Source organism: Achromobacter mucicolens, from assembly GCF_902859725.1.
In the GTDB taxonomy this organism is placed as follows: Bacteria; Pseudomonadota; Gammaproteobacteria; order Burkholderiales; family Burkholderiaceae_B; genus Achromobacter; species Achromobacter mucicolens.
Window position 1 is genome coordinate 173,671 of the sequence record NZ_CADIJP010000002.1, and the last position, 13,947, is coordinate 187,617.

General features: G+C 67.4%; 12 protein-coding genes. 3 read left to right on the forward strand and 9 right to left on the reverse strand.

The genetic code is table 11. The annotated features are described in order from the left end of the window. Window positions 1-6 precede the first annotated feature (6 nt). Together HV786_RS02590 and lolA are read left to right on the forward strand one after the other, a co-directional pair. Window positions 7-2,388, forward strand: coding sequence for a DNA translocase FtsK (locus tag HV786_RS02590; protein ID WP_128827581.1), 2,382 nt, complete (start codon window positions 7-9; stop codon window positions 2,386-2,388). Next, entirely contained in the window at window positions 2,388-3,023 is a 636-nt protein-coding gene (gene lolA / locus HV786_RS02595) for an outer membrane lipoprotein chaperone LolA (RefSeq protein ID WP_175209998.1), read from the forward strand. Before HV786_RS02590 ends, lolA begins: the two co-directional genes overlap by 1 nt. Before the next feature lie 219 nt (window positions 3,024-3,242). Here lolA and HV786_RS02600 read toward each other — a convergent pair whose 3' ends face one another. From HV786_RS02600 to HV786_RS02640, 9 genes are all read right to left on the reverse strand, one after another. Further along, complete coding sequence (locus HV786_RS02600; RefSeq protein ID WP_175209924.1) at window positions 3,243-3,680, reverse strand: RidA family protein; 438 nt, start codon at window positions 3,678-3,680, stop codon at window positions 3,243-3,245. 35 nt (window positions 3,681-3,715) lie between these two features. Continuing rightward, a complete protein-coding gene (locus HV786_RS02605) occupies window positions 3,716-5,188 on the reverse strand; it encodes an N-acyl-D-amino-acid deacylase family protein (RefSeq protein WP_175209926.1) in 1,473 nt (490 codons plus the stop codon). A gap of 13 nt (window positions 5,189-5,201) precedes the next feature. Then, window positions 5,202-6,074, reverse strand: a complete 873-nt coding sequence (locus HV786_RS02610; RefSeq protein WP_056321370.1) for a MurR/RpiR family transcriptional regulator — start codon at window positions 6,072-6,074, stop codon at window positions 5,202-5,204. A gap of 29 nt (window positions 6,075-6,103) precedes the next feature. Next, the gene (locus HV786_RS02615; RefSeq protein WP_128827584.1) at window positions 6,104-7,102 is read right to left on the reverse strand and encodes an ABC transporter ATP-binding protein; all 999 of its coding nucleotides are present in this window, start codon (window positions 7,100-7,102) and stop codon (window positions 6,104-6,106) included. Beyond that, window positions 7,099-8,106: an ABC transporter ATP-binding protein gene (locus HV786_RS02620; protein WP_063954866.1), complete on the reverse strand. Its 1,008-nt coding sequence runs from the start codon at window positions 8,104-8,106 to the stop codon at window positions 7,099-7,101. Before HV786_RS02620 ends, HV786_RS02615 begins: the two co-directional genes overlap by 4 nt. A gap of 2 nt (window positions 8,107-8,108) precedes the next feature. Further along, the gene (locus HV786_RS02625; protein WP_128827585.1) at window positions 8,109-8,978 is read right to left on the reverse strand and encodes an ABC transporter permease; all 870 of its coding nucleotides are present in this window, start codon (window positions 8,976-8,978) and stop codon (window positions 8,109-8,111) included. Window positions 8,979-8,987: 9 nt separating this feature from the next. After that, complete coding sequence (locus HV786_RS02630; RefSeq protein WP_056321384.1) at window positions 8,988-9,929, reverse strand: ABC transporter permease; 942 nt, start codon at window positions 9,927-9,929, stop codon at window positions 8,988-8,990. Window positions 9,930-10,022: 93 nt separating this feature from the next. Continuing rightward, the gene (locus HV786_RS02635; RefSeq protein WP_128827586.1) at window positions 10,023-11,582 is read right to left on the reverse strand and encodes an ABC transporter substrate-binding protein; all 1,560 of its coding nucleotides are present in this window, start codon (window positions 11,580-11,582) and stop codon (window positions 10,023-10,025) included. Window positions 11,583-11,693: 111 nt separating this feature from the next. After that, the gene (locus HV786_RS02640) at window positions 11,694-12,962 is read right to left on the reverse strand and encodes an amino acid deaminase (protein WP_175209928.1); all 1,269 of its coding nucleotides are present in this window, start codon (window positions 12,960-12,962) and stop codon (window positions 11,694-11,696) included. A 177-nt stretch (window positions 12,963-13,139) separates the two neighbouring features. Here HV786_RS02640 and HV786_RS02645 point away from each other — a divergent pair, with 177 nt between their 5' ends. Further along, window positions 13,140-13,931, forward strand: a complete 792-nt coding sequence (locus HV786_RS02645; protein ID WP_062840408.1) for a deaminated glutathione amidase — start codon at window positions 13,140-13,142, stop codon at window positions 13,929-13,931. Window positions 13,932-13,947: the final 16 nt, after the last annotated feature.

Sequence of the window (13,947 nt, forward strand, 5' to 3'; positions counted from 1 at the left end):
AGCCGCATGCCGCGTATCTCGACTGCTTCTCCGCGCGCCTCGCGCAACACCCGCAACGGACCCTCGCCGCTGCAAACGCGCATTTCCGCGTTGCTGCGTGAAGCCCGCTGGATCCTCTTTGCCGCCCTGGCGGCCTGGCTTACCCTGGTGCTCGCCACCTGGAGCGCGTCCGACCCTGGCTGGTCGCACTCGGTTCCGGGCGATGTCGTGCGCAACCAGGGCGGACGCCTGGGCGCCTACCTGGCGGACATCCTCCTCTATCTCTTTGGTTTCTCCGCCTGGTGGTGGGTCGTCCTGCTGCTGCATCGCGTGCGGGCTGGCTACCGGCGCCTGGCCGCGCAGTTGCGCGTGGCCAACAGCAAGCAACCCGAAGTGCTGCCGCGCGTCCACTGGGAAGAGGGCATTGGCTTTTTTCTGCTGATGATGGGCTCGCTGGGCATGGAAGCCCTGCGCCTGGCCAGCCGCGGCACGCATCTGCCCGGCGCGTCGGAAACGGCAAGCGGCGCGGGCGGCGTCATCGGCCAGATGCTGGCGGACCTCATCGGCAGCAGCATCGGCTTTACCGGCGCCACGCTGGCTTTCCTGGTCATGCTGGCCATCGGACTCAGTCTGTTCTTCTCGTTTTCGTGGCTGGCGGTCGCCGAGCGCGTCGGTTCCTGGCTGGAGGGCCTGGTCCGCAAGATGCGCAATTCCTACACCGCGCGCCAGGACCGCAAGGTCGGCGAAGTCGCCAAGGCCGTGCGCACCGAACAGGTGGTGGCCAAGCAGGAAAAACTGGTGCACGAGCAGCCGGTCCGCATCGAACCGGCCATCACCGTGGTGCCCAAGTCCGAGCGCGTCGAAAAGGAAAAGCAGCAATCGCTGTTCTTCCCGCCCACCGGCGGCGCCGAAGGCGATCTGCCCACCCTTGGCCTGCTTGACCCGCCCCTGAACAACCAGGAAACCGTGTCGGCCGAGACCATCGAATTCACCTCGCGCCTGATCGAAAAGAAGCTGGCCGACTTTGGCGTGTCGGTCACCGTGGTCGCGGCGCAGGCCGGCCCCGTCATCACCCGCTACGAAATCGAGCCGGCCACCGGCGTGAAGGGCAGCCAGATCGTCAACCTGGCCAAGGACCTGGCGCGCGCGCTCAGCCTGGTCAGCATCCGGGTGGTCGAAACCATTCCGGGCAAGAACCTGATGGGGCTGGAGCTGCCCAACCCGCGCCGCCAGATGGTGCGCCTGTCCGAAATCCTGGGTTCGCAGACCTACCACGCCAGCCATTCGGTCGTGACCATGGCGCTGGGCAAGGACATCGCCGGCAACCCGGTGGTGGCCGACCTGGCCAAGATGCCCCACCTGCTGGTGGCGGGCACCACCGGTTCGGGCAAGTCGGTCGGGATCAACGCCATGATCCTGTCGCTGCTCTACAAGGCCGACGCCTCGCACACCCGCCTGATCCTGATCGACCCCAAGATGCTCGAGATGAGCGTCTATGAAGGCATCCCGCATCTGCTGGCGCCGGTGGTCACCGACATGCGCCAGGCGTCCAACGCGCTGAACTGGTGCGTGGGCGAAATGGAAAAGCGCTATCGCCTCATGAGCAAGATGGGCGTGCGCAACCTGGCTGGCTACAACACCAAGATCCGCGACGCGATCAAGCGCGAGGAACCGATCCCCAATCCGTTCTCGCTCACGCCGGACCAGCCCGAGCCGCTGTCGCCGCTGCCCACCATCGTGGTTGTCATCGACGAGCTGGCCGACCTGATGATGGTCGTGGGCAAGAAGATCGAAGAACTCATCGCCCGGCTGGCGCAGAAGGCGCGGGCGGCGGGCATCCACCTCATCCTGGCCACGCAGCGCCCCAGCGTGGACGTGATTACCGGCCTCATCAAGGCCAACATCCCGACGCGCATCGCGTTCCAGGTGTCGTCCAAGATCGACTCGCGCACCATTCTTGACCAGATGGGCGCGGAAACGCTGCTCGGTCAGGGCGACATGCTCTACATGCCGCCCGGCACTGGCCTGCCGGTGCGCGTGCACGGGGCGTTCTGCAGCGACGACGAAGTCCATCGCGTGGTCGAAAGCCTGAAGTCGCAGGGCGAACCCAATTACGTCGAGGGCCTCCTGGAAGGCGGCCTGGACGGCGACGGCGCCGAGGGCGCCAGTAGCGTCACGGGCATCGGCGGGGACGCGGAATCCGACCCGATGTACGACCAGGCTTGCGAAGTCGTGCTCAAGCACCGCCGCGCGTCCATTTCGCTGGTGCAGCGTCATCTGCGGATTGGTTACAACCGTGCGGCCCGGTTACTCGAGCAGATGGAGCAATCGGGTATGGTGTCGGCGATGCAATCCAACGGGAACCGCGAGATCCTGGTTCCCGCAGCCGCCGCACGAGAGGAAGCATGATGAAGACGTTTCAACGCCTGGCCGCCGTTGCGGTTCTGGGCCTGACTTCGGCCCTGGTCCCCGCCCTGGCGTTGGCCGCCAGCGCGCAAGAGCAATTGCGCGCCTTCGTGGCCTCGGTCACGTCGGCCACCGGGTCTTTTTCGCAGTACACCGTCAACGACCAGGGCCGCACCCAGCCCGCGCAGACCGGCGTGTTCTCGTTCCAGCGCCCCGGCAAATTCAAGTGGGCCGTGCAAAAGCCCTACGAGCAGCTGGTCATTTCCGACGGCCGCCAGGTCTTCCAGTTCGACCCCGATCTGGCTCAGGTCACCGAGCGCAAGGTCGACGCCGCCATCGGCACGTCGCCCGCGGCCATTCTTTTCGGCTCGGGCTCGCTGGAACAGTCCTTCGACGTCAGCGCGCTGCCGGCCAAGGATGGCGTCGACTGGCTGCGCGCCAAGCCGCGCACGGCCGACGCCGGTTTCTCGCGCGTGGACATCGGCATGAAGAACAACCTGCCGGTGCGCGTGGAATTGCTGGACTCGTTCGGCCAGACCACCCGCGTCGACCTGTCGGCCATCCAGCCCAACCCGCAACTGCCCGCCAAGGAATTCCAGTTCACCGCGCCCAAGGGCGTGGATGTGGTGAAGATGTAGCGGCGGAGTTGGCCCAATGCAGAATGCCCGGGAAACCGGGCATTTTTTATTTTGCATGCCGGTCTGGCGGTAGCCGCGCATTGAACCCGGTGTCTGACACCCGTGTGAGACGGTCGTCAGCTTGAGCCGGCGCCGCAAGGGTGTCAGACACCTTCCGCGGCGTGGGGGCCGCCCCGCCGCCGGGCCGCCCCAAGGCGGGGCAGCCCCCTCGGGGGGCAGCTAGCCCGCGTTAGCGGGCGCGGCGTGGGGGCGCTTATACGCCACGCAATCGACTTCCACTTTTGCATCCACCACCAAACTCGACTGCACGCAGGCACGCGCCGGCGGATTTGCGCCGAAGTACTCCTTGAACACCTTGTTGAACGACGCAAAGTCACGCGCGTCATCCAGCCAGACGCCGCACCGCACGACGTGCTCGGGGCCGTAGCCGGCTTCCTGCAGGATGGCCAGCACCTGCTGGATGGCCTTGTGGCTTTGCGTCACGATGCCGCCTTCGATGACCTCGCCGTTTTCCATCGGCACCTGGCCGGAAACATACAGCCAGCCATCGGCGGCGACCGCGCGGGCGAAGGGCATGTGCGAGCCGCCCTGGCCGGTGCCGCCGGCCACGCCGTAGCGGGTGATGCCGTTGTTGTCGGCAGTGGGGGTAGCGTTCATGAAGGATTCTCCTTGAAGTGGTCCGGGGGCGGCCGCTACGACGCAGCCGGAATGGCGGGATAGGACGCGCGCAGGTCGCCGCTGCGCGGCAGCCAGCGGCCGGCGCGCTCGCCGGTGGCCTGGCCCTTGCGGTACGACAGGACGCCATTGACCCAAACGGCCTCGATGCCCGCTGCGGTCTGCACGGGTGCGGCAAAGGTCGCGCGGTCAATGACGGTATCGGGGTTGAACAGCACCAGATCCGCGTGGTGGCCCTCGCGCACGAAACCGCGCTCGGCCAGGCCGAAGCGCGCGGCGGACAGCCCCGTCATCTTGTGCACGGCTTGCGCCAGCGGAAGCAGGCCCACGTCCCGGCTGTAATGGCCCAGCACGCGCGGAAAGGCGCCCCACAGCCGCGGATGCGGCATGGGATCGTTGGGCAGTCCGTCCGACCCCACCATCGTGAGCCGGTGCGACAGCACGCGGCGCACGTCGTCCTCGTGCATGTTGTGATACACCGCGCCGGCTGGTTGCAGCCGTTTGGCGGCCTCCAGCAGCGTGACGCCCCAGTCCGCCGCGATGGCGGCCAGCTTGCGGCGCGCCTGTTCCGGATGCGGCTCGGACCAGGTGATGTCGATATCGAATTCGTCCGTGACCTGCTTCAGATCCAGCGTCGACGAACTGGCGGAATACGGATAGCAGTCGCAGCCCACATGCTGCATGCGTCCCGCGTTTTCCAGCGCGAACAGCACCTCTTTCGTGCGGCCCCAGTTGCCGGCGCCTGCGCACTTCAGGTGCGACACCACCACCGGCACGCGCGCGTGCAGGCCGATGTCGAAGGCCTCCTGCATGGCTTCCAGGATGGCGGCGAATTCCGAACGCAGGTGAGTCGTGTACAGCCCGCCGAATTCGTCCAGCGCCTCGGCCAGCAGTTTGACCTCGGCCGTGTCCGCTTCGAACGCCGAGGCATAGGCCAGGCCGGTGCTCAGGCCGATCGCGCCGTGCGCCAGGGCGTCGCGCAGTTGGGCGCGCATTGCCAGCACCTCGTCGCGTGTCGCGGCGCGGTCCAGCCGGTCCATGTGGTTGCTGCGCAAGGCCGTATGCCCCACCAGGGCGGCGACGTTCACGGCAGGCCGCGCGGCTTCGATTGCGCGGGTGTAGTCGGCAAAGGTGGCGTAGCGGAAGTCCTCGCGCTTGCCCAGCAGGTTCATCGGATCGGGCGGCTCGCCGCGCAGTGTGACCGGCGAGGCGCTGATGCCGCAATTGCCCACCACGACGGTCGTCACGCCCTGCGACAGCTTGGGCAGCATGTCCGGCGTGCGGATGACGTTGGTGTCGTCGTGGGTGTGGACGTCGATGAAGCCGGGGGCCAGCGCGAGATCGGTGCCGTCGATGAGCTGGCGCGCCGGCGCGCCGGGCAGCTCGCCGATCGCGGCAATGCGGCCGCCGTCCAGCGCCACGCTGGCGCGGTATTCGGGGCCGCCGGAGCCGTCCAGGATCCGGACGTTGCCAATAAGGGTGTCGTACATCGTGGTTTCCCGATCAATCGCCCAGCGGCAGGCGGTTCGGCCCGCCGCGGTGTTCGTCCAGCGCCAGCTTGATGCGGCGCAGGCGTTCGCGGTTTTCTTCCTGGTTCAGCATGGCCAGTTCGGTCGACAGCAGGTCGATGGCCAGCATCATCGCGTAGCGCGAGGCCGAAGGCTTGTAGATGAAGTCGGTCTCGTCGGTGCGGATGGGCAGCACCACGTCGGCCAGCTTCGCCAGTTCAGACGACGCGTCGGTGATGGCGACGATGCGCGCGCGGTATTGCTTCACGATGCGCGCGGCGCCGACGATTTCGGGCGTCAGGCCCGATGCCGACAGCACCAGCACGGCGTCGCGCTCGTCAAGCGTGGCCGCCACCATGCGCAGCAGCACGGCGTCGCTGTAGACCGCGATGGGATAGCCCAGCCGCACCAGGCGCGACTGTACTTCCTGCGCCAGCACCGCCGACGCGCCGCCCATGCCGAAGACGTAGATCATGCGCGCGCCGTCCACGATGGACGCGGCGGCTTCGAACAGCGGCTCGGTGAACGTCGGCAGATGCGCGCGCAGGGTGCTCTCGATGTCGGCGTAGATGCGCGCGTAGAACGTGCTTTCCTCGGCCGGGGCGCTGGGGTCCAGGAAGCGGCTGCCCACTGTGCTGGCCTGCGCCAGCTTCATCTTCAGGTCGCGCGTGTCGTCGCAGCCGACGGTGCGCGCAAACCGCGAGATGGTGGCGATGCTGACGCCGGCCTTGGCGGCAAGCTGGTCCACCGTGGCGCTGGCGCTCCAGATGATGTCGTCCAGGATGGCGTCGGCAACCTTGCGTTCTGTCACGCTCAATGCGTCCCGCCGACTGCGTATCTGGAAGACGATGTCGCGGATGATGTTCATGTGTGGTTCCTGGATCAATTCGGGCGGACTCATGCCGAGAGCGCGGGATCGTCGAGGCGGATGCAGGACACGTAGTGGTCCGCGCTCACGCCGACGGCCGGCGGCACCGCCGCCGCACAGGCGTCGATGGCATGGGGGCAGCGCGTGCGGAACACGCAGCCGGAAGGCGGGTTGACCGGGCTCGGGATGTCGCCCTTCAGGAGGATACGCGAACGCGGGGCACGCGGATCCGGCACGGGGGCGGCGGACAGCAGCGCGCGGGTGTAGGGATGGCGGGGGCGCGCATAGACCTCGCTGGTCGGCCCGCGCTCCATGACGCGGCCCAGGTACATCACCACGACGTCGTCGCACAGGTAATCCACCACCGCCAGGTCGTGGGCGACGAAGAGCATGGTCAGGCCCAGGTCGCGCTGCAGGTCCTGCAGCAGGTTCAGCACCTGCGCCTGCACCGAGACGTCCAGCGCGGATACGGGCTCGTCGGCCACGATGAAATCCGGCTCCACCGCCAGCGCGCGCGCAATGCCGATGCGCTGACGTTGCCCGCCGGAGAACTCATGCGGATAGCGGCGGCTGTGGTCCGCGTTCAGGCCGACGCGTTCGAGCAATTCGCCGATCCGCTCGGCGCGGCGGTGCTGCGCCAGCTTGTGGGTGTCCAGGGCTTCGCCCAGGATCTCGGCCACCGTCATGCGCGGGTTGAGACTGGCGTACGGGTCCTGGAACACGATCTGCATGCGGCGGCGCCACGGCAGCATCTGATTTTCATTGAGCGTCGTGATGTCCTGCCCGTCGAACACGATGCGTCCGGCGGTGGGCGCGAACAGGCGCAGCAGGGCGCGGCCGGTCGTGGTCTTGCCCGAACCGGATTCGCCGACCAGGCCCACGATGGTGTTGCGCGGCACGTCGAAGCTCACGCCGTCCACGGCGCGCACGACAGGGGCGTTGCGCGCCTGCGAGGTCGGAAAATGGACCTTCAGGTCGTCGATGCGCACCAGCGGCGCGGCGGCGCGGGGAGTGGATGGGATCGTCATAGCGGATTTACCTTGATGCAGCGCGCACGGTGTTCGGCCTGCACCGTCACCAGATCGGGGACGCCGGCGCGGCAGTCGTCCGCCGCCAGCGGACAGCGCGGCGCGAACGTGCAGCCGGGCGGCAGCGCCAGCACGCTGGGCACGTTGCCGGGAATGGCGCGAAGGCGCTCGCCGGACGCGAGCAGCGCAGCGGTCGGCAGGCAGGACAGCAGACCGCGCGTGTAAGGATGCGTGGGCTTTTCGAACAGGTCGTACACGCCGGCGTCCTCGACCACGCGGCCGGCATACATGACGGCCACGCGATGCGCGATCTCGGCGACCACGCCCAGGTTGTGCGTGATGAACAGGATGCTCATGTTCATCTCGGCCTGCAGGCGGCGCAGCAGGTCCAGGATCTGCGCCTGCACGGTCACGTCCAGCGCCGTGGTGGGCTCGTCGGCGATCAGCACGGCGGGATTGCAGGCCAGGGCCAGCGCGATCATCACGCGCTGGCGCATGCCGCCCGACATCTGGTGCGGATACTCGTTCACGCGCCGGTCGGCGGCCGGGATCTCCACGCGCTCCAGCATCTCGCGGGCGCGCTTGAGCGCCGCGGCGCGCGAGCCGCCCTCATGCTGCAGCACCGCCTCGGCGATCTGATCGCCCACGGTGTACAGCGGATTCAGGCTGGTCATGGGCTCCTGGAAGATCATCGCGATCTCGGCGCCGCGGATGCGTTGCAGCGTGGCGGGCGTGGCGTGCGCCAGGTCGTGCTGCACGCCCTGGCGGTCGCGGAACAGGATCTTGCCGGCCTCGATGCGGCCCGCCGGCTTGGGCAACAGGCCCATGATGGACAGGCTGGTCACGGATTTGCCGGAGCCGGATTCACCGACGATGGCCAGCGTCTCGCCGCGGGCAAGGTCGAAGGTGACGCCGTCCACCGACTTGGCGATGCCGTCGCGGCTGTGGAACCAGGTCTTCAGGCCTTGCACCGACAGCACGATGTCTCGGGTGCTTGCGGTCATGTTTACAGCTCCTTGCGCAGGCGCGGATCGAGGACGTCGCGCAGGCCGTCGCCCACCAGTTGCAGCGACAGCACGGACAGCACGATGGCGATGCCGGGAAAGATCATGATCCAGTCCGCCGACCCCATGTACTGCTGGCCGGCGTTGATCATGGTGCCCCAGGTCGGGATGTCGGGCGACACGCCCACGCCCAGGAACGACAGGCCCGCCTCGGCCAGGATGGCGTACGCGAAGATGAACGTGCCCTGCACCAGGATGGGCGACACCAGGTTGCGCAGCACATGCACGGTGACGATGCGCCAGGTGGGCACGCCCAGCGCGCGGGCGGCTTCCACGAAGGGCAGTTCGCGGATCACCAGCGTCGAGGCCCGCACGATGCGGGCAAGGCGCGGCGTGTACACGATGCCCAGCGCGATCACCACGTTGACCAGCGACGGGCCCAGCGCGGCCACCAGCGAAATGGCCAGCAGGATGTCGGGGAACGCCATCATCGCGTCGATCAGCCGCGACACGAACTTGTCGGCCGTGCGGAAGAACCCCGCGACCAGCCCCAGCGCAATGCCCAGCACGCTGGACAGGATGACCACGGAAAAGCCGACCATCAGCGACAGCCGTCCGCCGTGGATGACGCGGCTGAAAACGTCGCGGCCGAAGTCGTCGGTGCCGAACCAGTGCGCGGCGCCCGGCGCCTTCAGGCGGTTCATGATGGACAGCTTGAAGGGGTCGTAGGGGCTGATCCACGGCGCCAGCAGCGCGGCGGCCGCCAGCACCACGATCACGATGAGGCTGATCAGCACTGTCTTGCGCGCCACCAGCAGGCGCAGGACCTGCCAGCGGTCCGCGCCGGGATTCATGGAAGTTGCAGTCGTCATGTCGATGGCTCAGTAACGCACGCGGGGGTCGACCACGAGGTACAGCAGGTCGATCAGCAGATTGATCAGCACGTAGATCGCCGCGATGATCAGCAGCGCGCCCTGGATGACCGGATAGTCGCGGCGCAGCACCGCCGACACCACCAGGCTGCCGACACCAGGCAGGCCGAACACGGTCTCGGTCACGACGGCGCCGCTGATGAGCAACGCCGTGGTCAAGCCCAGCACCGTCAAAATCGGGATCAACGCGTTGCGCACCGCGTGCTTCAGGATGACCTTGCGTTCCGGCAGGCCCTTGGCCCGCGCCGTGCGGACATAGTCGTCGCGCAGCACGTCCAGCATGCTGGCGCGGATGAAGCGGGTAATCAGGGCCGAATTCACCAGGCCCAGCACGACCGCAGGCAGGATCAAGTGCGACAGCCGCGTGGCCAGCGAAGCGTCCGGGCCGCCATAACCGGCCACCGGCAGCCAGCCCAGCTTCACGGAGAACACCTGCATCAGCAGCAGCCCCAGCCAAAAGCTCGGCACACTGGACGTGAACATCGAGAACGACAGCACCGATTGGTCCAGCGTGGTGCCGCGCTTGACCGCGGAAAGAATGCCGACCGGCAGCGCGATGGCGCTGGCGATCAAGAGCGACATCAGCGTCAGGAGGATCGTCGGCTCGGCGCGGTCGGCCAGCGCCGCCAGAACCGGCTTGTTCATGAAGATGGACTGGCCCAGGTCGCCCTGCAGCAGCTTGCCCAGCCACGACACGTACTGCACCGCCACGGGCTGGTCCAGCCCGAGCTGCGCGCGCAGGGCGGCGATGTCCTGCTGGCTGGCCTGCGGTCCGAGCATCACGGCGGCCGGGTCGCCGGGCGTCAGGCGAATGATCACGAACACGATCGTCGCGACGATGAACATCACGGCCACCAGCCCGACCAGCCGATTCAAGAGATAACGCAACACGGTGAAATCCTAGAGGTCATTGCGCGGGCGCGAACGGGTCGCGCGCGGGTGCCTGCGGCGTCGGGCGGCAGCGGCCGCCCGACGGACGTGCGCTTACTTGGACGCCTTCCAGGCGTTCCAGAAGTAAGGCCACGGCACGGCCTGCGTGCCTTGCAGCGCGGGCGAGCGCGCCGCCTGCGCGTTGAAGTCGCCGACCTTGATGAACGGCACTTCGTCGTACACGGCCTGCTGCACGTCGGCCCAGCGCTTGACGCGCTCTTCCTGCGAGCCGGCCTGGTTGAAGGCGTCCAGCACCTGGTTGCGGCGCGGCGTGTCCCACCAGCCCGGCGCGTCCTTGGACGGGAAGTCGATCAGCGCCGGTTCAGGCAGGAAGGGGCTGTGCGTGATGAAGATGTCCCACACGGCCGGATCCTGGCGGCGTTGCGTCAGCGTGGCCCAGTCGACCACCTGCATGTCCACCGTGAAGCCCGCGGCCTTCAGGTATTCGGCGGCCACCAGCGCCATCTTGTAATGGAACTCATACTGCTGGCTGGTCAGGATGCGGATCTTGCGGTCCTGCACGTTGGCCCCGTCCACCAGCTTCTTGGCCGCCGCGGCGTCGCCCTTGTTGTAGACCTTGCCGCCCAGCGACGTGGCCCACGGATAGCCTTCCGGATACAGGTCGCCATTGAGCTTGTAGAAGTTCTTGTCGCCGAACGCTGCGAACAGCATGTCTTCTTCGTTTAGGGCAAGCTGCACCGCCTGGCGCACGGCCTGGTTCGACATGATGCCCTGCTTGGTGTTGAGCACCAGGCGCGGCCAGCCGAAGGGCTTGAGCATGACCGGGTCGGAGCGGCCGTTCTTCAGCTTGGGCAGCGATTCCACGGGCAGCGAGTCCACGTAGTCGAACTGGCCGGCCACGGCGCTTTCGACGCGGGTGTTGGCATTGCTGACCGGCACGAAGCGGATTTCGTCCAGGTACTGCTTGCGGGCGCCGCCATAGCCGTTGGGTTCGCCCTCGCGCTGCTTGTAGCCGTCGAATCGGACGAGCTGCACGTACTGGTCCGGCACGCGGGCCTTCAACTGATACGGGCCGGTGCCGACGAATTCGGTCAGGGACGGCGCAATCTTGCCCTTGGGCATGATGACCGCGGCGCTGTTGTTCATGGCCAGCAGCGCGGTCAGCGGCGCATACGGCTGCTTGAGCGTGATGCGGATGGTGTTGGCGTCCGGCGCTTCCATGCCGGTGATGATCTTGGCCGCCATCTTGCCGCGCGTGGCGGTTTCGGTCCAACGCTTCAGGGACGCCAGCACGTCCGACGAATCCATCTTCGAGCCGTCATGGAACGTGATGCCCTGGCGCAGCGCGATCGTGTAGACCAGCCCGTCCGCCGACACTTCCGGCATCTTGTCGGCCAGGAGCGGCGTCAGGTTCCACTTCGCGTCGAAGGTGTACAGCGTCTCGAAGAAGTGCTGGGTCAGGATGCCCACCAGGTCGGCGGTGCTGGTCATCGGGTCCAGCGTCGGCGGCTCGCCGATGGTGGCGACGGAGATCGTGCCTCCCTTGACCGGCGTGGCACAGAGGGCGGGGGTCGACAAAGCGGTCAAGCCAATTGCGCCGGCCGCGAGCAGGCTCTTCAGCCCACCGCCTCGCCGGGAGGTACGGAAGTTCATGATTCTCTCTCCAGAGGGTCAGAAACAGGTTGTCGCGTGATATCGGATGAGCGCCGGGTGCCCGGATGCTGCGGTCCCCTGTGGGCCTGGCGCGGTGCCGCGGGCGGGGGACTAGAAAAAGGTTTCGGCCACGCCGGTGACGCCGTAGTGCTCGTTCACCAGCAGCACCTGACGCCATTTGTCGAACGTCAGGCAGGGATGCGAAATGTCGAAGGCGATCATGTCGCCCACCTGGATGTCGTCACCGTCGCCCACCTGCATGAAGGCGTGCTGGTCCATCATGGCCGACAGCTTCCAGTGGGACGGCGCGGCGCCGGGCTGCACGGAGCCGGGCCGGTACAGCAGGGCGGGGGTGGGCAGGCCCGCGTCGAAGGCCGCGTCGCGCTTGCCCATCGCGATGATGGCGCGGCCGGGTTCGGGCAGCGACTGCACGTAGGCCCAGACCTGCAGGGCAGGTTGCAGGCCGGGCTCCATCTGGCGGGCCACGGGATTCTGGGCGTTGATGCGCTCGGCCGCGCTGCGGTAGATGCCCACGTCGTGCGACAGGTAGCAACCCGGGCGCAACACCACTTCCAGCGGGCTGCCGATGTCCAGTTGCGAAAATTCCTCGGCCACGACGTCGAACCAGGCCGATCCGGCGCCGGAGATGAGGGCGGGCCCGCTCTTGCGCAGCCGGCCCGCGGCGGCCAGGCCGCGCAAGGCGTCGGTGGCGCGGCGCAGGAACGCGCGGATGGCGCCTTCTTCCTGCAGCACGCCTTCATAGACTTCGATGCCGGCCAGCGCCAGGCCGGGCCAGCGGGCGATCTCGTCGGCCACGGCCTGCAACTGCGCGTCGTCGCGCACGCCGGTGCGCCCGCCCGCCGGACCCAGTTCAATCAGCACGGGCAGCACCTTGCCCTCGTCGCCGAAGAACTTGCCCAGCTGCGCGGCGTTGGCCGCCGAATCCACGATGCAGAAGAAGGTGAACGCCGGATCCTCCAGCAGACGGGCGATGATGGCCATGTTGGCGCGGCCCACGAGCTGATTGGCCATCAGCACCCGGCGCACGCCGTGCTGGTACGCCGCCAGGACCTGCGGTGCGGTGGCCAGGGTGATGCCCCACGCCCCGTTGTCGATCTGGCGCTTGAACAGGGCCGGGCTCATCGTCGTCTTGCCGTGCGGCGCCAGCTTGACGTGGTAGGCCTCCATGAACTGCTGCATCCACTGCAGGTTGTGGCGCATGCGGGCTTCGTACAGCACGGCCACCGGCAGGCTCACGTCCTCGTTCAGCAGGTTCCAGTTCAGCGCCGCCACGTCGGCGGTGGTACAGGATTCGGGAAACGCGCCCAGGCCCTTGCCGTTCACGTCCAGGGGAGCTGCGGGAGAGGAGGAGTTGGTCATGGTGGCGGTCCGATATGGAAAATATTTACGTCAAATCCAGTTTTTTTAATTATCGTGAAAGAAATTTACAAGCGGGAGCTAGGAGTTTCCCGTAGGCCACGCCGACCGGACGATGGGAAAATAGGTCCATGCCGCGCGCCCCTTGAGGCGCGCCTGTGCTTTGACAAAGGAAATGCCATGCTGAAAGTCGCCCTGGGCCAGTTCGCCGTCAGCCGCGTCTGGGAAGAAAACGCGCAGGTCTGCATCGATCTGATGGAACGCGCCCGCGCCGGCGGGGCAGGCCTCCTGGTCCTGCCCGAAGGCATCCTGGCCCGTGACATCACCGACCCGCAGATCGTGCTCAAGGCCGCGCAGCCGCTGGACGGTCCGTTCATCACGCGCCTGCTCGATGCCAGCCGCGGGTCGGACCTGGCCACCATGATGTGCGTGCACGTGCCGACGGGCGAGGGCCGGGTGTGGAACACGTTGGTCACGATCCGCGACGGCCAGATCCTGTCGCAGTACCGCAAGCTGCATCTGTACGACGCCTTCACCATGAAGGAATCGACCAATGTCACTCCGGGCACGGACATCCCTCCGCTGCTGGACATCGCCGGCCTGCGCGTGGGTCTCATGACCTGCTACGACGTGCGCTTTCCCGAACTGGCGCGCCGGCTGGCGCTGGACGGCGCCGACCTGCTGGTGCTGCCGGCCGCCTGGGTGCGCGGCCCGCTCAAGGAAATGCACTGGGAAGTCCTGGTCACGGCCAGGGCGCTGGAGAACACCTGCTACGTCGCGGCCACCGGCGAATGCGGCGAGCGCAACATCGGTTGCAGCATGGTGGTCGATCCGTTGGGCGTCGTCACGGCGCGCGCCGGCGAAGCGCCCGCGCTGGTCTTTGCCGACATCGACCCGGAGCGCCTTGCCCACGCGCGCAAGGTGCTGCCCGTGCTGGCCAACCGCCGCTTCGCTCCGCCCGAACTGGCGTAGGGCGGCCACGCCGCCG